Here is a 19,513-nt window from a genome sequence, read left to right on the forward strand (position 1 = left end):
GAGAATCGAGAATCGAGAATCGAGAATCGAGAATCGAGAATCGAGAATCGAGAATCGGATAATTGTTAGGGTTGACGTGAAAGCGTCAACCCTTTCTTTCTTTAGGGCGGAGATAAGGCTAGACTCCTATTCCCGAATCTCGGAGCGCAGCGTTCCTAACTGTTTTATTGCCTCTGGAAGAACAACGTAATCGTCCCTACCTCTACGCCAAACTTCTTAATCTTGGTGAGATTAAACACATGCTTTTCATCTTGGCGATAAAGCCAATCATCAAAGGATACCGTCAAGCTTGAACCATCGACTTGCAGTTCAAAATCATAGCGCCATTGCAGTGCATTACCCAGCTCCATTCCCTCAGCAACGCCGATAATATCGTCAGCTTCGCCTTGATAGCGACCATCGGACAATCGGGTAATCCGCCAAATGCGCTGATCAATCTCACCATCGTCAAAAACAAAATCTTCAACGAGCGTCAGTGTGTTATTGTCAACAGAACCAACAATCTCAACCTCAAAGCGTCTGGTTTGTTTACCGCTATAGTCTTGCACCATGCCCCAAGCTTTCACATTTCCAGAAAAATACTCAAACAGTTCAAACTTTGGAGATGCTTGCTGGTAGTCCTTAAGGTCACTCGAACAGCCGACCAAAACGTTCAATGTCATAACAAGCAAGACGATAAAAACATTATGTTTGTTCATCTTATTGATTCCATCCGATTAATTTTGCTCGCAAAGAGGGATATTGAGTTTTTGGCGATAACCAAATCGCGAGGAAAGCATCGTTAAGCTCCTGATCAGCCACATCACCGGCCACTTCAGCTTTGTCACTGTCATGTCGAATAAAAAGCAAACGCCCTTTTTCTCCATCAGTAATGTAGGTCAGTTTGTCGCCTTTTTTGATGTTGGGAAAAATCAGCTCGAGGCTATCTCTCCACGGTTTTTTCGCTGTGATACCCATCTTTTGCCACTGCTCTTCCGTTGCACTGAGTAGATCCTCACGTGAAATATCGCGTAAGTATCGAATCTCCAAGGCGAGGGGATGTGGCGTAACATCTGCATTCACCTCGAACTCACCATTTGGTGTAACCAACTTAGAATCATAGATATCAAAGACAAACCAGCTCAATCGTGCCTCCCCAACGGTCTGCCACTGCTGCCAAGTCTCAATGTCTGCTGCTCCTGTTTGACCATAAGAGCTAGACGAAACGCCTAGCAAAAGACTAAGAAACGTACTCCGAATGACACAACTTGCTTTTCTCATCATGGCGAAGAACCTTAATGATAAAGAGCGTGATGATTGCCCATTCTAAAAACACAATCGATGCCGTTATCAACACGCTGTAACCGTAAGCCACCGCATTGAGTTTATAACCTGCGTAGTAACTTAAGCAGCCCCCCAATGCACCTACTGTTAATACGTAAAACGGAGCAAAACGGAGCAAAATTCTTTTCAGTTGATAAGCGTACCAAGCAAAAACTACCCATAAGCTTAAAAGCCAAACGGGTAAGAAAGTCGACGTGAACTGAAAAATTGAGAGATATTGATTGAGCGAGTCGACTAGGCAGCCGACCACGGCAATCAACAGCGTTGGTTTCCAGGTTTTTTGGTCTACTCGGTACTGATACCCCAATGTCATCAAGGCAAAGCAGAGTGTGACCCATTGCCACTGCTCGGTGCCAATAACCGCAAGAAACCAAACGAGATTGAACCAAGCAGAGGCGAGAATAAGAGCCATGATACTAGGCTCTTTGAAGCGTCATGTGTACGGTACTGATGCTACGAGCTAAGAATCCCCCCTCACAATAACTTAGGTAGTAACGCCACATACGAATAAATCGCTCATCATACCCTAGTCTTTTGACTTGCTCTTCAGCGTGGTTAAAACGTCGGTGCCATTCTTGTAATGTTTTTGCGTAATCCATCCCAATATCAAACAAATCTCTAATCACTAAATCACTGTATTGGGTCGTGGCTTGAGCCAGTGAAGTCACTGACGGTAAAAATCCCCCCGGGAAAATGTACTTTTGAATAAAATCGACGTTGTTACTGTAATATTCGTAACGTTGGTCGGCGATAGTGATCGCTTGTATTGCCATCAAACCACCAGGTTTTAATAATGACTGGCACACCTTGATGTAAGACGGTAAATATTGCTTACCTACCGCCTCTATCATTTCGATAGAAACCAATTTATCAAACTGCCCAGTTAAATCTCGATAATCTTTCTTCAATAACTGAATACGCTCAGTCAAACCTCTTTCTGCAATCTGTTGTTTTGCGTAGTCATATTGCTCATCTGAAATCGTCGTGGTTGTCACCCGGCAGCCATAGGTTTCCGCCATGTATATCGCCATTGCCCCCCAACCTGTGCCGATTTCAATCACCTCATCACTGGGTTTTAATTGCAATTGCTGACACAAGCGATCCATTTTATTTATTTGTGCTTGCTCTAATGATTCACTATCCGAGTGATAAAGGGCTGACGAATATAACATTCTCTCATCCAAGAATACTCTGTAGAGGTCATTACCAAGATCATAATGGGCATGAATATTTTTACGCGAGTTTTCCTGCGTATTTCGATTGCTCCAATGACTGAGTTTGTAAAGCAGTTTGGTGACCCAGCTACTTTGGTTTTCTAATCCATCTAATGCATTCAGATTGAGCGCCATTAATTTCATTAACGAAGTTAAATCCGGACTGTCCCACCAACCATCCATATAGGCTTCACCTGCTGCTATACTCCCCCCTCTCAACACACGAGAATAGAAGCCGGGGTGTTTGACTTCGATTGTTGCGCTAATGGCCACACCCGGCTTGTGATTGTGTGCCCCTACAAAGCGTTCACTACGCTCTTGAGAGTCACTTTGAAAACTTTCAATGACCGTCAAAGTGCCGATTTCCATACGCTGTAAGCACTTAAATATCAGAGTCCTAGCCGCCTTTTGTGCTGTAGATAATGGAGAGGTAAATGCCATCGAAGAAGTATTTAACATGCAGAATTCTCCCTAAATTTATTATTCTTCACAGTTTAGTTGTTATTCTCAGTCCGGTTGGCTGGAGAGCGGTATTTGGGATGCGAGTAAAATGGTGCACCTTTTTTCCATAATTTGAACGCATGCCAGTAAATCCCTACCAACACTTTTACTGTTTGAATAGGCGTTACGATCAGTCGTTTTAGCAGATTGCTACTAGAAAATGGCTCTGCACTCATCGCCATGGTGGCATCAAACTGTTTATTTTCTTTGTGGCATTCCAAATGAATATGTAACTTTTCACTGAGCGGTTTAAGTCGCCAAATATAAGACTGTTCAATGGGGTTAAAGGGTGAAACGTGAAATGCTTTGGTTTGTTTCCAGCCAAAAGACGAGTCATGTTCATCCGCAGAAATAGCGTAATAATGACGCTCATTCCAAGGAGTGTTACTCACTTCCGCCAGTAAATAGCGCCAGTGCTCTTTCTCATCAAAAACGTAGTAGAAATTAACCGGGCTAAAGTAGAGCCCAAGATAGCGGAGGTGGCACACCGCGATAACCCTACCGCTGACTGACTCCCCGGTGAGCTCTGTGATTTTCTCTTGCACTGCGCGTTTGAGGCAGCCCTTCCCTACATAGTCGCTGCGTTTAAATCGCGCCCAATGCCACCAGCGAGTGCCAAACCCCCACACTTCTTTTTCAAGCTGCGTTAACTCGTCCAAATCGATCGCTGGCATGAACAATTGATAATTCAAACTATGCTCTACTGGGGTAAAGCGGCGGTGCCGAACATTACCCACAAACAGACGACTACTGATGGCCATGTTCACGCCGCCCCTTGGTGAAAAGAAGTCGCCTCTTCTTTCGCGTGCACAAGGTTGATGCCTCGCACCACATCCAAGGCGCTGCGAACGCCATCTTCATGGAATCCGTTGTACCAATACGCACCGCAAAACCATGTGTGATTTCGCCCTTGAATGTCATCTCGTCTCTGCTGTGCCGCGATCGACTCTGTGGTAAATACCGGATGGTGGTAAACAAACTTACGGATAACTTTGTCTTCGTCTATCTTGTCGCTGCTATTGAGCGTCACGCAAAACGTATGTTCTGCTTCAATGTGCTGGAGAATGTTCATGTTGTAGGTTAACGAAGGTAAGCGTGTGTCTTCTCCTTCCTTACCATCGAGTAAATAGTTCCACGATGCCCACGCAGCCTTTCTGCGAGGCAGCAAGCTGTCATCTGTATGCAAAACAACCTCGTTGGCTTGATATGCCATACGCGACAAAATCGAGGCTTCATCACAGGAAGCATCCTCCAATAGCGACCTCGCTTGATCGCTGTGACAGGCAAAAATAACGTGATCAAAACGTTGTGCTGCTCCTGCAACATATAATGTGACACCCGTTGAGTCGCGGATCACTTTTTCAACTGGACAGTTCAAACGAATACGATCAGAGAAGCCCTTCGTTAATGGCGGGATGTAAGCTTTTGAGCCACCATCAATCACGTACCACTGTGGTCGGTTGGTAACATCAAGAAGGCCATGATTGAGAAAGAAACGTAGAAAAAACGTAAGAGGGAAAGCACGCATATCCGCTAAGGTCGATGACCAAATCGCAGCCCCCATTGGCAAGATATAGTTGTCGCTAAAATAGTCACTAAAGCCATGCGTATCTAAGAACTCCCCAAGTGTTTGTTGGGCAATGTGGTCATGGTGCGCAGACGCTTTTGCCAGTTTGTTAAAGCGCAGGATTTCAAAAATAAAACCGTAGAACTGCGGTTTAAACCAGTTCCTTTTTTGAGCAAACAGTGTCGCCAGCGTGTGGCCATTGTACTCAAGTCCATTGCTGTCATTGCGAACACTAAAGCTCATTTGGGTTGCACGCCCAGTCACGCCAATTTCATCCATCATATTGATGAAATTGGGGTAGGTTCGATCGTTATAGACGATGAACCCCGTATCGACTGAGTAGTCTTTACCGTTGAGTGCAAAATCGATCGTCGCCGTATGCCCTCCAATGTAATCATTGGCTTCAAACAGTGTAATGTCATGCGCTTTGTGCAGATGGTAGCCACATGTTAATCCGGAGATGCCTGTACCTATTATTGCAATTTTCATACATTATCCTTTGAATTTATTGGGCAATTAATTTTGAAGCTAACGCCTTCTGCCAACGGTAAGGCAGTAACGCAAGTAACCGAATAAGAGCGGTAAACCGAGCGGGAAAATAGATGTGCTGCTTCCCGGATGCCAATTGTTGCCGAATCGCCTTTGAGGCTTGTTCAACCGTGATGATCATCGGCATTGCAAACGTATTTTTGTCCGTCAGCGGAGTGGCAACAAAACCAGGAAAGACAGTGACAACATCAATGCCCTTGGCTTGAAGATTGAGCGACAAGCTACGCGCAAAATACCCAATCGCGGCCTTAGACGCGCCATACGCTTCCGCTCTTGGCAGGGCGAGTTCCGAAGCAATAGAACCGACAATCACCACCTTGTGTCCAGGTTGAAAATGGGTTTGGCTGGCCTCGATACAGTTCACCACACCAAAAACATTGACGCTGAACACACGTTGCATCAATTGGGCATCAACGATGCCATCGTCCATGTATTCACAATCACCGGCGTTAAATATCCAAACGTTTGGAATAAAGGGCAGCACCGATAATGCCTCTCGCGTTTGCTGGTAATCCGTGACATCAAAACTGATCGTTGCTATGGCGGGGGAATAATCTTCTAGCTCTTGGAGAACCTGACGATTGCGTCCGCATGCAATCACTTTTGCACCTGCATCAGCAAAATCTTTCGCTAGCTGCTTGCCGATCCCCGATGTCGCACCGGTAATGAGCACTGAGTTCATTGCCCTAACCTCTGCTTTATGGCCCGAATGATCCCACCCAGTAACGGAAGGTTTTCATAGAGCATTTCGCCAAGGTCAAAATAGTCGCGGTGGTAAATCACCTTCCCCGCTTCAAATTTGAGGTGTGAAACGCCTTTAACCTCGACACTGGCCCCTTTTTTGAGTTTGGGATGCTGTAACGTCATCGTCCAAGTAAGAAAGCCTACATTGTCGATTTGGTGCTGCTCATGAATATCGAAACGGCAGTCAACCACGTTTTCATAAAGATTGGTAAAGTAAAGCTCCAACGCTTGCCAACCCTCTAAGCGATGTGCAGCATCCTCAAACACGACGTTTCTATGATATACATCCGCCAGTAAGTGAAGATTGTCTTTATTCAGTGCTCGGTACACATTACCGACCTTCATCGCGTCCATATTTCCCTTGTTCCATGGTTAAAGTGTTTTAAAAACAGTCACATTTAAAACATAGACTAGTGTAAGCAGTTATACCGATTGTTTTTTTGTATAACTTCTACTGAATACGAGAGGGGAAAAATTTGGATCACTCAAAACGAAAAAAGCCCAGAGAGAGTTCTCCAGGCTTTCTGTTTCGAATCCAATTCGCTGATGAGTTGACTCACCTTTGCATCGATTCGCGATTCACTTGTCGCATCATTAGAAATTGCGAAGGGCAGCGATACGCTTATCGAGTGGCGGGTGGCTCATAAGCAGTTCCGTTAGAGATTGCTTACCGTTGATACCAAATGCCATCATGGTGCCATCCAGTTTTGATTCTTGGCTCATTTTTAGACGCTCTAGAGCCGCTATCATTTTCTCTTTACCAACTAGACGGGCGGCTCCCGCATCGGCATGGAATTCACGATGACGGCTATACCACATGGTGATGAAGCTCGCGAGGAAACCAAACACCAGCTCAAGCGCGATAGAAACCGCGAAATACACCATCATGTTTGAACCTTCACCTTCTTCATCGCTGTTATTAGAAGCCACCATGTTGGCAATAAAGCGAGACAAGAAGATAACGAAGGTGTTCACAACACCCTGCATCAACGTCATGGTCACCATGTCACCATTGGCGATATGGCTCACCTCATGCGCCAGCACCGCTTCTGCTTCATCACGTGTCATGTTGTGCAGCAGACCCGTAGAAACCGCGACCAGCGAATCGTCACGCTTTGCCCCAGTTGCAAACGCGTTGATATCCGGCGAATCATAAATGGCAACGGTTGGCATACCAATGCCCGCTTGCTGAGCTTGGCGACTCACCGTTTCCAATAACCAGTGCTCTGTCTCGTTACGAGGGCTCTCGATCACCATTCCACCGACAGAGCGTAGTGCCATTCCCTTTGACATCATCAAGGAGATAAATGCACCACCAAAACCAAATACCGCAGCCATCACCAATAAACCTGAGAGGCTTCCTGGCTGCATTCCAGTTACAGCATAAACAATGTTCAACACAACGCTGAGGACTAGAACCACAGCTAGGTTGGTAATTAAAAACACATGACTCGCTTCATTACTTTTCTCCAAAGAAGCTTATTTATATTGATAGCCAGTTGAGCTGGCCTCTTTTGCTAATAGATATAGTCTAATTTGTTTAAAAACAAGGTTAAGTGATAAATTGCAACATTTGTTTACCAAGATGCTTATCTGTTAGAAATCAACACCATCGAATTTCTCTGCATCGTTTTGTTTCAAACGTCCTCTCACACGTTAGACTTTTGTCTTATTGTGCTTATTCGGCTTCGTGCTATTTTCAATGTCAGATATTCAATACTGCTCTGAACTAGGTCGAATCGTCTTATCTGTGCCAATGAAAAGCGTTTCAAACAGAGCAGAAATAAACCCATGTTAACAAAGGACATGATCATGGTAGAAGCTAACAACTATCAAATGGCTATTGATTTATTGTGCTGTCACCTAGGGATTTCTGAAGAAGAGGCAAAACAGCAGCTCGGCATTTCAACTGAGCAGCAAGTTGCAAAGCAAATCTCGGATACTCAACAGGCGCTTATGGGCTTAGTTCAAGACAAATAAGCGCAAGACCTGATAAAGAAAGGGCTGCCAACGGCAGCCCTTTTGATGTTTTAAAGCTCGAGTAACACATCCGCATTGATGTATTTACCGAGGTCTTTACGCTTGGCGCTTGGGATATAAGGAATTTCGCCCAGCTTTGGAACCTCCAAGCGCTCTTCCAACATATCAATGATCTCTGCGTAGTGCTCTGTGCCAGGATTCACTCGATTAGCAACCCATCCGACCAAATTAAGGCCATCGGCTTTGATCACTTCAGCGGTCAGTAAGGCGTGGCTGAGGCAACCCAATTTGATGCCAACAACCAACACAACAGGCAGATCTTCTTGCTTAACCCAAGTAGACAGGCTGTCAGTGTCTGACACTGGAACTCGCCAACCACCCGCACCTTCAACAAGCACGACGTCTGCATTCTCTTTGTGCTGCGCAAGTTTGCGGCTCAGCACAGCATAGTCAATTTCTACTTTTTCATGTTTTGCCGCAATGTGCGGAGACGCTGGCAACTCGAGGGCATATGGATTGATGTCCTCGTAATCAACGGCCACTGTCGCCGCTTTCTGCAGGTGCAAGGCATCTGAATTACGCCAACCTTCTGGCGTTTTATCGCTGCCTGCCGCTACTGGTTTATAACCAATAGTACGTAGATCTTTGGCCGCTAATGCGTGAAGAATCGCTTTAGATGCCACGGTTTTGCCCACATCGGTATCCGTACCTGCAATGAAAAATGCTTTCATCATAACTGTATAACCCCTAAACAAACCTTATAACTTGCCGGTACATGACCTAGATGGTTCTGAAATGTCTGGTACTCTCTTTCCACTCGTTTTAACGCTTGTCTTGTCGTTAAACCATGTGAGCGCCCGCTTACATGGTTCGCACCTATACCCTTAAGATCACGCATAACAGCAAACGCAGACTCGTACCAGACTGTGATATCGGTCAAGTCTAGATGATGGTTATGACTATGAGATTGCGCTAACGCAATTTTTACCTGATTGGCAGAGATAAAACGGTTGACGTGTTGATATGAGTCAATTTTTGCCCAGGCTTGCTTTAGCTCATTGAGTGAGCCATCCAGTAATGTGGAAAACAACACTTGGCCATGCGGTTTTACAACACGGTTCATTTCACGTAAAGGCCGCGATAAATCCTCGCACCATTGCAAGGCTAAGCTACTGAAGACAATGTCAAACTCATCACGTTCGAATGGCAAAGACTCCGCATCGGCAACGCGATACGACACCGACTCTAGCCCACAACGGGCCTTTGCCTGCTCAAGCATCTCATGCGATAAGTCGGCACATACGACTTCAGCGCCTCGTTGCAAAAGTTGCCACGAGAAATACCCCGTGCCACAACCAAGATCCAAAACACGCAAGCCCGATAAATCTTGGGGCAGTTTATCTAATAACTTATGTCCAACTTCTCGTTGAAATGCCGCATGCTGGTCATAGCTTTTAGCCGCCTTACCGAATGCTTGAGCAATAGCCAGCTTATCCACATACGCTTCCTCCGCAGTAAAGGATACCTTAGCCATTTCCATTAGTGCTCTCCTGTAACTGTCAGCAGTACTTGTGCCAGTGTGTGCATCTGTTCTTTTGTGTGATTAGCAGACAACGTGATTCTTAGGCGTGCCGTGTTTTGGGGTACCGTCGGCGGACGAATCGCTGTCAACCAAATGCCTTGCTCTCGGCAACGCTGTGCAACCATCACGGCTTGTTGTGTCTCTCCAATAAGCCACGGTTTGATCGGCGTTTGAGTGGCCACAAAACTATCGTGCTCCCCCAAATATTCCGCAAAAAGGGTTTGTAGCTCATTAAGCTTGTCTCGTCGCCACTGCTGCGTTCGAATCATCTCCACTGCATGCGTCAACGCGAAAGCTTGTGCAGGAGGAAGCGCGGTAGAGTAAACGTGGTGACGAGCAAATTGAGCAAGGAAATCACCGCTGGATTTATCCGTTAGAAGTGCAGCCCCCGATAAGCCGAAAGCTTTACCAAAGGTGACCACCAAAAAATCTGGCTTCACACTAGCGAGCGCACAGCTTCCGCGACCTTCTTCACCGAGCACGCCAACACCATGCGCATCGTCCACCATTAAGCTCGCCGAATGGCGTTGGGTGAGCGCGTGCATTTCAGCCAATGGTGAACAATCACCATCCATGCTAAATACGCCTTCCGTCACCACCAAACTTGGGCAATCAGATCGGTTTAAAATCGTATCTAGTGCTTTAAGATCATTATGCTTAAATCGCTTCATGGTAGCAGGAGACAAAAGCCCCGCCTCGATTAAAGAAGCGTGATTTAATTTGTCTTGCACTAGGAGATCGCCTTTTTCAAGCAGTGCAAACAACAACGCTTGATTGGCCGAAAATCCCGATCCAAACAAAGTGGCACTTTCATACCCTAGCCAATCGCATAAGGAAGCCGCGAGATTACTGTGCGCAGGCGTGTAGCCCGTCACCAATGGAGATGCCCCGCTGCCACAACCATATAAACTCAAACCCTGCTGCCAAGCTCGAACTAAAGATTGATCGTTCGCCAACCCCAAATAGTCGTTGGCAGAAAAATTGAGATAGCGCTTCCCTTGATGTTCTAAAACCGTTTGATTTCCCGAGAAAATCACTTCACTTTGGCGACTCAAGCCCTGTTCACGTCTCTGCTTCAGGGCTTGCGCGATTCTTTCGTTAAAGGCTTGCGTCATAAAACAGATCGTCTTTTGTTGGGCGAGCAGCCACGCTTTCGACTACGCGATCTAACAATTCGTTTTCTGTAATTTCATCAGGTTTTTGTGAGACTTGCTGACTGTTAATACCCAGCTTGTTAAACAGCTGCATGTCTTTATCTTCGGAAGGGTTTGGTGTTGTGAGCAGCTTACAGCCGTAAAAGATTGAATTGGCGCCCGCCATAAAACACAAGGTTTGCATTTGCTCATTCATGTTTTCACGCCCTGCCGACAAACGAACGGCTGAGGTCGGCATCATAATACGAGCAACGGCGATTAGGCGGATGAAATCAAACGGGTCAACCTCTTCAGCCGTTTCTAAAGGTGTCCCTTTCACCTTAACCAGCATGTTGATAGGAACACTTTCTGGATGCGTAGGCAGATTGGCCAACTCAACAAGCAACCCAGCGCGGTCATTCGCGCTTTCCCCCATACCGATGATACCGCCAGAGCAGATCTTCATGCCTGCGTCACGGACATGAGATAAGGTATCTAGGCGATCTTGATAAGTGCGTGTGGTAATAATGTTACCGTAATACTCCGGTGAGGTATCGAGGTTGTGGTTGTAATAATCCAAACCCGCGCTTGCCAGTTGCTTAGCTTGTTCTGGGGTTAACATGCCCAGAGTCATACAGGTTTCCAGCCCCATATCTTTGACGCCTTTGATCATGTCAGTCAGCAGCGGCATGTCGCGTTCTTTCGGATTCTTCCAAGCTGCTCCCATACAAAAACGAGTCGAACCGGCATTTTTGGCCTTTTGCGCGGCATCCAGAACACGCTCCACTTCCATTAATCGCTCTTTTTCAACATCCGTTTGATAACGAGCGCTTTGCGGGCAGTATTTGCAATCTTCTGGACAAGCACCGGTTTTAATCGAAAGCAAGGTACTCACTTGCACATAGTTCTTAGGGTGGTATTGACGATGAACTTGCTGCGCTTCAAACAACAAATCCATAAAAGGCATTTCCATCAACTCACGAACTTGCGCATGAGTCCAGTTATGACGTACTTCCACGTGTATTCCTTGCGTAATAGTTAACTTGCTATTTTTGTTCTGTTGACAGTCTACCGAGTCCCGATAAACTGTCAACATTAGCAAATAAATCAAAGTTTACATCTGGTTTGTTTTTAATCTATTTTTACTTGGATTTTATTATGGATTTGGCCTTCGACCGCCAGCACATCTGGCATCCCTACACTTCGACTCTCACACCTCTGACCTGCTATCCCGTGAACTCCGCAAGTGGTGTGTATATCAAACTGGAAGACGGAACCACGCTCATCGATGGCATGTCTTCATGGTGGTCGACCATTCATGGCTACAATCACCCTCACTTGAATCGAGCGGCACATCATCAAATTGATCAAGTATCCCATGTGATGTTTGGTGGTATCACTCATCAGCCAGCGATCAATTTGTGTAAAAAGTTACTGTCCTTGGCGCCAAATAACCTAGAGCATGTCTTTCTCGCTGATTCAGGCTCAGTGGCCGTGGAGGTTAGCTTAAAAATGGCCTTGCAATACTGGCACGCAAGAGGTGAGCGCAGGCCGAAATTTTTGACATTACAGCATGGCTACCATGGCGATACCTTTGCAGCAATGTCGGTCACCGATCCTGACAACTCGATGCATTCACTCTACAAAGGCTTCTTACCAGAGCACATATTTGCGAAATCACCGACTGGTGGCTTTTGGGATGAGTGGAAGCCAGAAGATCTCACTGACTTTGCGCAGAAGATTGAACAGCACCATCAAGAATTAGCCGCAGTAATCCTTGAACCCATCGTGCAAGGCGCGGGAGGAATGCGTATCTATCATCCAGAGTTTCTGAAAGGCGTTCGAGCACTTTGTGATAAGTATGGTCTACTGCTAATAGCAGATGAAATCGCGACTGGTTTTGGCCGTACTGGCAAGCTGTTTGCCTGCGAGCATGCCGATATCCAACCGGACATTCTGTGTGTCGGTAAAGCACTGACTGGGGGCTACATGACCCTTTCCGCGACCTTAACCAGCAAACACGTCGCCGATACGGTTTGTGGCGGTGAAGCAGGTTGTTTCATGCACGGTCCAACCTTTATGGGCAATCCACTCGCCTGCGCCGTCGCAACCGCCAGTTTAGAGTTGATAGAGCAAGGCCAATGGCAACAGCAAACCAAGCAAATCGAATCGCTGTTTTCTGAGTTACTGCCAAAACTTGAAGAATACGACTTGGTGAAAAACACCCGTTGGTTAGGTGCGATTGGTGTAGTGGAAACACATCGCCCAGTGAATATGGAAACCGTCCAAGCCCTGTTTGTTGAACAAGGTGTTTGGATTCGCCCCTTTGGCAAACTGATTTATATGATGCCGCCATTTATCAGCGAGCCGGCTCATATAGAACAATTGGTGAACGCCATTGAAACCGCACTTCAGCGTGCCGAGTGTTTTGTTTAGCCACGAGATAATAAAAAACCCAGCACAGTGGCTGGGTTTTGAGATTTTTTATGGTTAATCAATTAACCGATGTGCGTTGCGCCGCCCATGTACTTCTGAAGTACGGTCGGAATGGCAATGCGGCCATCTGCTTCTTGGTTGTTTTCTAGGATAGCAACCATGGTACGACCTACCGCTAAACCAGAACCGTTTAGTGTGTGTACAAGTTCAGGTTTCTTCTCGCCTTTACGACGGAAACGCGCTTGCATACGACGCGCTTGGAAATCCCACATGTTTGAACAAGATGAGATTTCGCGGTAAGTGTTCTGAGCCGGAACCCATACTTCCAAATCGTAAGTTTTGTGCGAGCCAAAGCCCATGTCACCGGTGCACAATAGCACCTTACGGTAAGGCAACTCTAGAAGCTGAAGCACTTTCTCAGCATGGCCAGTCAGCTCTTCTAGTGCATTCATCGAATCTTCTGGTTTGGTGATTTGTACCAGTTCTACTTTATCAAACTGGTGCATACGAATCAGACCACGAGTGTCACGACCGTACGACCCTGCTTCTGAACGGAAACACGGCGTGTGAGCAGTCATCTTAAGCGGTAGATCAGCTTCATCAGAAATCGTGTCGCGAACAAGGTTCGTTACTGGTACTTCTGCTGTAGGGATAAGAGACAGTTTACGTGGCTCTTCATCACTTGCCTTTTCTGTCAGCGGCTCTGTGTGGAAAAGATCTTTACCAAACTTTGGTAGTTGGCCCGTACCAAACAAGCTGTCTGCGTTCACTAGGTAAGGCACATACATTTCCGTATAGCCATGCTCTTCAGTGTGAAGATCAAGCATAAACTGAGCGATGGCACGGTGTAGGCGAGCAAATTGACCTTTCATCACGATGAAACGCGCACCAGTGATCTTAACTGCGCTTGCGAAATCTAGACCGTCACCCATTTCACCTAGGTCAACGTGATCTTTTAATTCGAAGTCGTAAGACTTTGGCTCACCCCAACGCGAAATCTCAAGATTATCGTTCTCGTCTTTGCCATTTGGCACTTCATCCGCAGGAATGTTTGGAACAGAAAGGATGATGTCATCTAACTGTGCCATCACTGCATCAAGTTCGATTTTTTTCGCATCTAAATCAGAGCCTAATGACCCGATTTGTTGCTTGATCTTTTCTGCGCCTTCTTTGTCACCAGCCGACATCAGTTGACCGATTTGCTTGGAGATGGAGTTACGCGTGGATTGTAAATTTTCAACTTCTACTTGAATGGACTTACGTTGTTCTTCAAGTTTACCGATTGTCTCTACGTCTAGCTTAAAGCCACGACGTGCCAGTTTAGCAGCTGTTTCATCCAGCTCTGTACGAAGTAATTTAGAATCCAGCATTGTTAATCCTATGCTTTTTGTTGTGAAGGTACGCACCCAATCCTGTCGAGCACGTTGAAAAAATTAACCGAACAAATGTATCCAAAAATGCCTACTTTTCATAGCGCTTTTGTGGGCTATTTGCGTCTAAATTAGCCAAGTAATCTAACTTTTCAGCGATTTTGCTCTCTAAGCCTCGATTTGTTGGCTGATAGTACTTGCGATCATCAATTTCAGCAGGCAAATATTGTTCGCCCGCGGCGTAGGCCCCTGGTTCATCATGAGCGTATCGATAACCTTCCCCATAACCAAGATCTTTCATCAATCCGGTCGGTGCATTACGCAAATGGAAAGGCACTTCAAATTCAGGAAGATTATGTGCATCCGACAGCGCTTGCTTCCAAGCGGTGTAGACCGCATTACTTTTCGGCGCGCACGCAAGGTAAACGATCGCCTGTGCAATTGCGCGTTCGCCTTCTGCGGGCCCAACACGGGTAAAGCAATCCCACGCGGAAAGAGCCACTTGCATTGCCCTCGGATCCGCATTGCCCACATCTTCAGAGGCAATGGCCAGCAAACGTCGCGCGATATAGAGTGGATCACAACCGGCAGCGATCATTCTCGCCGACCAATAAAGCGCAGCGTCCGGGTTTGAGCCGCGAATGGATTTGTGCACAGCAGAGATTAAGTCGTACCAAATGTCGCCTTTATTATCAAAACGAGAGACCTTCTCCCCCGCCACTTCCGCCAATAGCTTTAGCGTGATCTCTTTTTCACCCTGAGCATTGTCTTCTGCCATGTCATACAGCAGCTCAAGATAGTTAAGAGACATTCGCGCATCACCATTGACGAGCTCAGCCAGACGATCCAAGACATTATCAGCAAAGTGTGCTGGTGTATTACCCAGACCACGTTGTTTGTCGTTGATCGCTTGGTTTAATGCCAGTGAGATTTCTTCTTTGTTGAGTGACGTAAGCTTATACACACGAGCACGTGACAATAATGCGTTGTTCAGTTCAAACGATGGATTTTCTGTGGTCGCGCCGATAAAAGTCACTGTTCCATCTTCAATGTGAGGTAAGAAGGCATCTTGCTGTGATTTATTAAAGCGATGTACCTCATCCACAAACAAGATGGTGCGACGACCCGCCATTTTGTTCTCGCGTGCTTTTTCAATTGCGGCACGAATTTCTTTCACGCCGGACGTGACCGCAGAGACGCGTTCAACTTCCGCGTTGGCGTAGTTTGCGGCTACTTCCGCTAATGTTGTCTTGCCTGTACCTGGAGGCCCCCACAAAATCATTGAATGAATGTGGCCGGCCTCTAGCGCGCGACGTAATGGCTTACCAGGGCCTAAAATATGCTGCTGACCGATGTACTGTTCGATCGTTTCCGGTCTCATACGAGCAGCAAGGGGACGAAAATCTTCGTCCCCTGAAAAATCTAAGGTGTAATTTGACACTGGCAATTAGTTCCTTTGGTCATCCACTTCAACCCCTTCAGGGATGTTAAAGGTGAAGCGGGCAGCTGCAGGCTTTCCTAGTTTCATATCCGTAAACTTGAAGATGCCTTTTTGTCCATCTTGTTCAATGACATTAAAACCATGCACAATCCCTTTTGCATCAATATCAATTTGGAACTGCCCCTGGGTAGAGTCTGCCGCTTTCGGCACGAGAGTGAACACATTACCATCTTGCGTGATTTGATAGTTTTCCCAATCACTGGACTGATTACGAGTGAGTAAAACAAACGGTGTTTGTTGTACAGCTTGTTCTTGCCAGTAAATGCTTACCTGTTCAATAAATGGGCTGTAATACCATAAGGTTTTTCCATCCGAAACCAACAGGTTTTCATCCGGTAAAGAGGTACTCCAGCGAAACAGGCTTGGTCTGGCAATATCAACGCTGCCTTCCCCTTCCATCACGACTTCACCCTCTGGGCTTGTCACCGTTTGGTTGAAGTTTGCGCTAAAGCCATCATTCATGCCTAATCTCTGATTAAGCTCTTGCTGTGGATTTGCCAATGCTGACGCGCTAAGGAAAAATACAACTAACCATTTTTTCATTTTTATACCTATTTACGGCTAAGGTTTAAAAGGAGTTGCACGTTTTGACTCCTCCTTCTAAACGAAAGTTCATTATTCTCTTGGTGGTGCAGGAGCCAGCACTTCTCGGTTGCCATTATGGCCCGGTGCACTGACGATCCCTTGAGCTTCCAACTGCTCTACAATACGCGCCGCACGGTTATAGCCAATTTTGAAACGGCGCTGAACACCAGAAACCGAACCACGACGTGACTGAACAACATGTTCAACCACTTGATCGAAAAGGGGATCAAGGTCTTCATCGCTCTCCATTTGTTCGCCAGGTAGCAAACTTTCTGGCCCCTGTTCACCGCTGATGATCTCGTCAATGTAGTTTGGTTTACCACGCGCTTTCCAGTTGTTTACAACCGCATGCACGTCATCATCAGAGGCAAAGGCACCATGCACCCGGATGGTGTGACTCGAACCCGGAGGCAGGTAAAGCATGTCACCCATACCCAATAGCGATTCAGCACCGCCTTGATCGAGGATGGTACGAGAGTCGGTTTTGGTGGAAACGGTAAACGCCACTCGTGTTGGAATGTTCGCTTTGATCAGACCTGTAATGACATCTACCGATGGACGCTGTGTTGCTAGGATCAAGTGGATACCCGCCGCACGCGCTTTTTGCGCCAAGCGTGCGATCAACTCTTCCACTTTTTTGCCGACCACCATCATGAGATCCGCAAATTCATCCACAACAACGACGATATACGGCAGTTTTTCTAATAATGGTGGCTCCGTATCCATGCTATCCCCTTCTTGCCAGAAAGGATCGTGAATAGGATGGCCCGCGTCTGCCGCCATTTTCAGTTTCTCATTAAAACCTTTAATGTTACGCACGCCCATCACAGACATCAGTTTGTAACGACGCTCCATCTCACCAACACACCAACGTAATGCATTAGAAGCATCTTTCATGTCAGTGACAACTTCCGCTAATAGGTGTGGAATGCCTTCGTACACCGAAAGCTCCAGCATTTTCGGGTCGATCATAATAAAACGCACATCTTCTGGGCTTGCTTTATAGAGCATGCTAAGAATCATGACGTTTACCCCAACAGATTTACCAGAACCCGTGGTACCCGCCACCAGCACATGCGGCATTTTCGCCAAGTCTGCGACCAATGCTTCACCAGCAATATCTTGCCCTAGAACCACCGTGGTCGGTGACGTTGCATTCTGGAACTGAGGACTATCAATCACATCAGACAGGTAAACCGTTTGACGGCTCATGTTTGGCAGCTCGAGTCCCACGTAGGGTTTACCAGGGATCACTTCAACAACTCGTACAGCCATTGCCGACAATGAACGTGCTAAGTCCATGGATAAGCTCGAGATGCGGCTAACCTTCACGCCCGGCGCTAAATCAAGTTCAAAACGGGTAATTACAGGTCCTGGGAAGATCCCAACCACTTCCGCGGTGATCTTGTAGTCGGCCAGTTTAGATTCGACCAATCTTGCTACTTGTTCTAGCGCTTCTTTATCGATGAAATTCTCACGTTTTTCAGGGTGATAAAGTAGCTCAAGCGTTGGTAGCGGCTCTTTCGGCACCGGCAGTGAGGTGTCTTGTTTCATCAAAAACGGGTTCTGCGTCGCCGCCATATTTTGCTGTGCTTTAGAGACCATGTTTTGGAAAGCGACCACATCTTGATCTTGGTCTTCGTCCTCTTCCACATAATCTTCCATTTCTGGATTCACATCGCCCACACTGTCAGCAACAGGCAAGTCCACAATTTCTTCTTGAGTAGTATGTTGAGTAGTTTGTTCTACTCCTAGGTGAGAGAACATTGGCTCTGCCGACGACGCCATTGCGGATCTCTGCGCCTCATTGTGATGCAATGGTGCTTCTTCAGCAAAACCGACCATGACAGGCTCATCGATTTCTTCTGAGATCTTATCCAGTTCGGAAAGTGAGATAACGTGATCAAACTCTTCAACATCCACACTGAAATCTTGTGCATGTTCAACTTGTGTTGTTTGAGAGTGTTCTGCAGAAACTTGAGCGATATCGGCAACATTATAACGTGCACGCTCTGTACTCATGGTGTCATCAGGCAGGTCATTCACCGACAGCGCTTCTTGCTCTAACTCTTCAATTGTGGCGTTAAGCTTTTTCGCTCGCTCAAAGGAGTTATCCTCCAGTTCATCCAGCTCGTCAGAGACCGTTTGGTAGCTTACTGTTTGTGGCATATGGATCGGGTATTCTCTGCGCATTTGAACCACAGGCTCCACAGGTAGCGGATCAGGAATACGCTCTTCCTCAACAATCTCATCTTGCTGTGCTTCTATTTGTGGCTGAGCTTTAGGTTCATCGTCAGACAATGCGATCGGTTGTAATTCAGGGGCGATAACTTCTGTTTTTTCACCGCGAAGGCGATTCAGCGCCCACTGACAAACATCGAGAAACAGGCTACCGATCCATTCGACAATCGAGAGCCATGAGATGCCAGTAAGTAGAGTAAAACCCGCCCCCCAAGCAAACAGCAACACCAACGTTGTACCCAGTAGGTTCAGTGTGGGTAACGCAAGACTATTGAGAACATCGCCAAGCACACCACCAGAAGAAAAATACCAGATATCGTCAAAATTGATGTCCGCCAAACCACAACTGGTTAAAATAAGTATGGCCAAACCGAGTAAACGCGTTCCCCACAACATGAGATCAATGTGTTCATCTTCGTCTCTGGTTCGGAAAAAGACCCATGTCACAATCACCAATAGCACTGGCAACAAATAAGCCAACAGGCCAAATGTAAAGAAAAGTGTATCCGCTACCCAAGCACCAAATTGTCCACCGGCATTGCTGATATCTCCACCCCATGAGGTTTGAGACCAAGAAGGGTCCGCTGGGCTAAAGGTTAATAGGGCAATTGAAAGGAAAGCAGAAGTCAGTACGCCTAGAATAAGGCAGCACTCTTTGAGACGTTGAAAACCGTTCAGACGAGAAGACTGAGCCTCTTCGCTTGTTTTAATAATGGTTTGTACTTTTTTAGCGTTCTCTTTGAACATAAATCAACTTGAATCAACAGTAACTGAAACATTCCGAGCG

18 protein-coding genes and 1 pseudogene are annotated in these 19,513 nt (G+C 46.5%); 2 read left to right on the forward strand and 17 right to left on the reverse strand.

Annotated elements, in window-relative coordinates:
• Positions 1-164 precede the first annotated feature (164 nt).
• The 9 genes and pseudogenes from VV1_RS13915 to htpX all read right to left on the reverse strand — a co-directional run bounded on the left by VV1_RS13915 (position 165) and on the right by htpX (position 7,358).
• Positions 165-698, reverse strand: coding sequence for a DUF3833 domain-containing protein (locus VV1_RS13915; protein ID WP_011080748.1), 534 nt, complete (start codon positions 696-698; stop codon positions 165-167).
• Position 699: 1 nt separating this feature from the next.
• Entirely contained in the window at positions 700-1,263 is a 564-nt protein-coding gene (locus VV1_RS13920) for a chalcone isomerase family protein (protein WP_043921048.1), read from the reverse strand.
• Positions 1,220-1,735 (reverse strand): DUF2878 domain-containing protein, encoded by a 516-nt coding sequence (locus VV1_RS13925; protein WP_011080750.1) that lies wholly within the window; start codon positions 1,733-1,735, stop codon positions 1,220-1,222. Before VV1_RS13925 ends, VV1_RS13920 begins: the two co-directional genes overlap by 44 nt.
• A 4-nt stretch (positions 1,736-1,739) precedes the next feature.
• A complete protein-coding gene (locus VV1_RS13930) occupies positions 1,740-2,996 on the reverse strand; it encodes an SAM-dependent methyltransferase (protein ID WP_011080751.1) in 1,257 nt (418 codons plus the stop codon).
• 35 nt (positions 2,997-3,031) lie between these two features.
• Positions 3,032-3,799 (reverse strand): DUF1365 domain-containing protein, encoded by a 768-nt coding sequence (locus VV1_RS13935; RefSeq protein ID WP_375294732.1) that lies wholly within the window; start codon positions 3,797-3,799, stop codon positions 3,032-3,034.
• A gap of 2 nt (positions 3,800-3,801) precedes the next feature.
• Positions 3,802-5,094 (reverse strand): NAD(P)/FAD-dependent oxidoreductase, encoded by a 1,293-nt coding sequence (locus VV1_RS13940; RefSeq protein WP_011080753.1) that lies wholly within the window; start codon positions 5,092-5,094, stop codon positions 3,802-3,804.
• Positions 5,095-5,110: 16 nt separating this feature from the next.
• On the reverse strand, positions 5,111-5,836 hold the full coding sequence (locus VV1_RS13945) for an SDR family oxidoreductase (RefSeq protein WP_011080754.1): 726 nt from the start codon (positions 5,834-5,836) through the stop codon (positions 5,111-5,113).
• On the reverse strand, positions 5,833-6,252 hold the full coding sequence (locus tag VV1_RS13950) for a nuclear transport factor 2 family protein (RefSeq protein ID WP_011080755.1): 420 nt from the start codon (positions 6,250-6,252) through the stop codon (positions 5,833-5,835). Before VV1_RS13950 ends, VV1_RS13945 begins: the two co-directional genes overlap by 4 nt.
• A 240-nt stretch (positions 6,253-6,492) precedes the next feature.
• A pseudogene (gene htpX / locus VV1_RS13955) lies at positions 6,493-7,358 on the reverse strand (protease HtpX).
• A gap of 352 nt (positions 7,359-7,710) precedes the next feature.
• Between htpX and VV1_RS24960 the strand changes: the two are divergent.
• Positions 7,711-7,878, forward strand: coding sequence for a hypothetical protein (locus VV1_RS24960; RefSeq protein WP_013572034.1), 168 nt, complete (start codon positions 7,711-7,713; stop codon positions 7,876-7,878).
• A gap of 50 nt (positions 7,879-7,928) precedes the next feature.
• Here VV1_RS24960 and bioD read toward each other — a convergent pair whose 3' ends face one another.
• From bioD to bioB, 4 genes are read right to left on the reverse strand one after another with little or no spacing between them, the layout of a single operon-like run.
• Positions 7,929-8,612: a dethiobiotin synthase gene (gene bioD / locus VV1_RS13960; RefSeq protein WP_011080758.1), complete on the reverse strand. Its 684-nt coding sequence runs from the start codon at positions 8,610-8,612 to the stop codon at positions 7,929-7,931.
• Positions 8,609-9,418, reverse strand: coding sequence for a malonyl-ACP O-methyltransferase BioC (gene bioC / locus VV1_RS13965; RefSeq protein ID WP_011080759.1), 810 nt, complete (start codon positions 9,416-9,418; stop codon positions 8,609-8,611). Before bioC ends, bioD begins: the two co-directional genes overlap by 4 nt.
• A complete protein-coding gene (bioF, locus tag VV1_RS13970; RefSeq protein WP_011080760.1) occupies positions 9,418-10,575 on the reverse strand; it encodes an 8-amino-7-oxononanoate synthase in 1,158 nt (385 codons plus the stop codon). Before bioF ends, bioC begins: the two co-directional genes overlap by 1 nt.
• Positions 10,559-11,611 carry a biotin synthase BioB gene (gene bioB / locus VV1_RS13975; RefSeq protein WP_011080761.1) on the reverse strand — a complete coding sequence of 351 codons (1,053 nt, stop codon included), beginning with the start codon at positions 11,609-11,611 and terminating at the stop codon, positions 10,559-10,561. Before bioB ends, bioF begins: the two co-directional genes overlap by 17 nt.
• A 140-nt stretch (positions 11,612-11,751) precedes the next feature.
• Between bioB and bioA the strand changes: the two genes are divergently transcribed.
• Positions 11,752-13,029, forward strand: coding sequence for an adenosylmethionine--8-amino-7-oxononanoate transaminase (bioA, locus tag VV1_RS13980; RefSeq protein WP_039553314.1), 1,278 nt, complete (start codon positions 11,752-11,754; stop codon positions 13,027-13,029).
• A gap of 62 nt (positions 13,030-13,091) precedes the next feature.
• On the opposite strand, the gene serS is transcribed toward bioA, so the two are convergent.
• The 4 genes from serS to VV1_RS14000 all read right to left on the reverse strand — a co-directional run bounded on the left by serS (position 13,092) and on the right by VV1_RS14000 (position 19,473).
• A complete protein-coding gene (gene serS / locus VV1_RS13985) occupies positions 13,092-14,399 on the reverse strand; it encodes a serine--tRNA ligase (RefSeq protein WP_011080763.1) in 1,308 nt (435 codons plus the stop codon).
• A 91-nt stretch (positions 14,400-14,490) separates the two neighbouring features.
• Positions 14,491-15,840, reverse strand: a complete 1,350-nt coding sequence (locus VV1_RS13990; RefSeq protein ID WP_011080764.1) for a replication-associated recombination protein A — start codon at positions 15,838-15,840, stop codon at positions 14,491-14,493.
• Between the two features lie 6 nt (positions 15,841-15,846).
• Positions 15,847-16,443 carry an outer membrane lipoprotein periplasmic chaperone LolA gene (lolA, locus tag VV1_RS13995; RefSeq protein WP_011080765.1) on the reverse strand — a complete coding sequence of 199 codons (597 nt, stop codon included), beginning with the start codon at positions 16,441-16,443 and terminating at the stop codon, positions 15,847-15,849.
• A gap of 72 nt (positions 16,444-16,515) precedes the next feature.
• Complete coding sequence (locus VV1_RS14000; RefSeq protein ID WP_011080766.1) at positions 16,516-19,473, reverse strand: DNA translocase FtsK; 2,958 nt, start codon at positions 19,471-19,473, stop codon at positions 16,516-16,518.
• Positions 19,474-19,513 lie beyond the last annotated feature (40 nt).

It is taken from the genome of Vibrio vulnificus CMCP6, from assembly GCF_000039765.1.
In the GTDB taxonomy this organism is placed as follows: domain Bacteria; phylum Pseudomonadota; class Gammaproteobacteria; order Enterobacterales; family Vibrionaceae; genus Vibrio; species Vibrio vulnificus_B.

What these genes read in the sequence shown, in the direction of transcription:
- serS (WP_011080763.1), bottom strand. Translation starts at nt 14,399, where the DNA reads ATGCTGGATTCTAAATTACTTCGTACAGAGCTGGATGAAACAGCTGCT.
- lolA (WP_011080765.1), bottom strand. Translation starts at nt 16,443, where the DNA reads ATGAAAAAATGGTTAGTTGTATTTTTCCTTAGCGCGTCAGCATTGGCA.
- VV1_RS13945 (WP_011080754.1), bottom strand. Translation starts at nt 5,836, where the DNA reads ATGAACTCAGTGCTCATTACCGGTGCGACATCGGGGATCGGCAAGCAG.
- VV1_RS24960 (WP_013572034.1), top strand. Translation starts at nt 7,711, where the DNA reads ATGGTAGAAGCTAACAACTATCAAATGGCTATTGATTTATTGTGCTGT.
- VV1_RS13920 (WP_043921048.1), bottom strand. Translation starts at nt 1,263, where the DNA reads ATGATGAGAAAAGCAAGTTGTGTCATTCGGAGTACGTTTCTTAGTCTT.
- bioC (WP_011080759.1), bottom strand. Translation starts at nt 9,418, where the DNA reads ATGGAAATGGCTAAGGTATCCTTTACTGCGGAGGAAGCGTATGTGGAT.
- bioD (WP_011080758.1), bottom strand. Translation starts at nt 8,612, where the DNA reads ATGATGAAAGCATTTTTCATTGCAGGTACGGATACCGATGTGGGCAAA.
- VV1_RS14000 (WP_011080766.1), bottom strand. Translation starts at nt 19,473, where the DNA reads ATGTTCAAAGAGAACGCTAAAAAAGTACAAACCATTATTAAAACAAGC.
- VV1_RS13915 (WP_011080748.1), bottom strand. Translation starts at nt 698, where the DNA reads ATGAACAAACATAATGTTTTTATCGTCTTGCTTGTTATGACATTGAAC.
- VV1_RS13950 (WP_011080755.1), bottom strand. Translation starts at nt 6,252, where the DNA reads ATGGACGCGATGAAGGTCGGTAATGTGTACCGAGCACTGAATAAAGAC.
- bioF (WP_011080760.1), bottom strand. Translation starts at nt 10,575, where the DNA reads ATGACGCAAGCCTTTAACGAAAGAATCGCGCAAGCCCTGAAGCAGAGA.
- VV1_RS13930 (WP_011080751.1), bottom strand. Translation starts at nt 2,996, where the DNA reads ATGTTAAATACTTCTTCGATGGCATTTACCTCTCCATTATCTACAGCA.
- VV1_RS13940 (WP_011080753.1), bottom strand. Translation starts at nt 5,094, where the DNA reads ATGAAAATTGCAATAATAGGTACAGGCATCTCCGGATTAACATGTGGC.
- VV1_RS13925 (WP_011080750.1), bottom strand. Translation starts at nt 1,735, where the DNA reads ATGGCTCTTATTCTCGCCTCTGCTTGGTTCAATCTCGTTTGGTTTCTT.
- VV1_RS13935 (WP_375294732.1), bottom strand. Translation starts at nt 3,799, where the DNA reads ATGGCCATCAGTAGTCGTCTGTTTGTGGGTAATGTTCGGCACCGCCGC.
- bioA (WP_039553314.1), top strand. Translation starts at nt 11,752, where the DNA reads ATGGATTTGGCCTTCGACCGCCAGCACATCTGGCATCCCTACACTTCG.